The organism is Klebsiella sp. YJ, from assembly GCF_002108615.1.
Lineage (GTDB): Bacteria > Pseudomonadota > Gammaproteobacteria > Enterobacterales > Enterobacteriaceae > Klebsiella > Klebsiella planticola.
Map to the genome: position 1 here is coordinate 1 of NZ_MTEG01000093.1, position 1,234 is coordinate 1,234.

Consider the following 1,234-nt stretch of genomic DNA (forward strand, 5'->3'; position numbering starts at 1 on the left):
TGGTGATCCCCTGGGCGAAATGCGCCTGGTAAGCAGAGTTTTTGAAATGTAAGGCCTTTGAATAAGACAAAAGGCTGCCTCATCGCTAACTTTGCAACAGTGCCCTTTGTTATGGTTTCGGGTGACTCAATGAAAACGTTGGTTACGGTTTTTGCAGTAAAGTGAGTGAGCTAATGTAGTATTCGAAATTTCTGAATATTTCTTATGTGCCAAAAGCAGACCTTGCCAAAGCACGTTGTGCACGTTGCAAGACTTGACCCCAGACTTTCTTAGCGAAGTGTCCACTTTTGCTGGTACGGATCACTCGAAAGTGTTAGCAATAGAGTAGACGCGATATGAAGTTGTGTAGTGGTAAGTGGCACTGTCAACATTGGTGCTCATATCACGGATTCGCGAAACGCGATTATAGAAACTGTTGCCATATTAGACTTATGGTGTTTAATATCAGGAACTTAAAGAATTTATTGAAATGCTCGTTGGTGATTATCTCGCTAAAAAGTGCTAGATAAGAAGCAAAACTAAACCTGTTTTTCTCGAGATGTAGATGTGTTGAGTTTGCAACACGTAGGTAATCCCTTTATTTATTGTTTGAATAGAAATCATGGCTTTAGAACAAGTTATCTACAACCTTGAAGAGGTTAAAGGGCTCTCTGATGAAGAGCTTTACCAACGCCTTTATGATAGTTGGGGCTTGGAAAATCATAAAATTGATGTCTGGGGTGAACTGAGTATTAACGAGGCAGGGAACTGGGCTGGTATCCGTAACGCAAAAACTCTTAGTGGCAACCAAAGCATAGAATACCCTCTGGCTGATTCGCATGAATTGCAATCAGGTGTGTTTTTAACCCCATCAGTAGCAAAAATAGTGTTAGGCAATGACACTAAAGGGATGGTTGCTTGTGAACTGATGTTAGCATCCATCCCGCAAAGAGCTAAAAAAAACAACCCATTTCTATTAGCCGTCAATGATAAGACGGTTGAGCGTTTGACCTATCTGCCCGATGCATTACCTAATTTAGATCGGCAAGCCCTAATTCAAAATGAAGATGAAACACTGCTACGCAAAGTTATTTATGACGCAGAAGTTAAGCGCGTTAAACATAAAATCGCCTCAGAAACAGAAGCGTTAGGGAAGGTGCGAACAAGTTCCTGATATGAGATCATCATATTCATCCGGAGCGCATCCCAGAGGGACATCATGAGCCATCAACTCACCTTCGCCGATAGTGAATTC

At 41.7% G+C, this 1,234-nt stretch carries 1 protein-coding gene; it reads left to right on the forward strand.

All coding sequences use genetic code 11. The features are described 5' to 3' along the window. The first annotated feature begins 601 nt into the window (after positions 1 to 601). Complete coding sequence (locus tag BV390_RS30295; protein WP_227517272.1) at positions 602 to 1,153, forward strand: hypothetical protein; 552 nt, start codon at positions 602 to 604, stop codon at positions 1,151 to 1,153. The last annotated feature ends 81 nt before the right edge of the window (positions 1,154 to 1,234 follow it).

Excerpts from the sequence above, each read along its gene's own strand:
- BV390_RS30295 (WP_227517272.1), top strand. The coding sequence starts at position 602 with ATGGCTTTAGAACAAGTTATCTACAACCTTGAAGAGGTTAAAGGGCTC.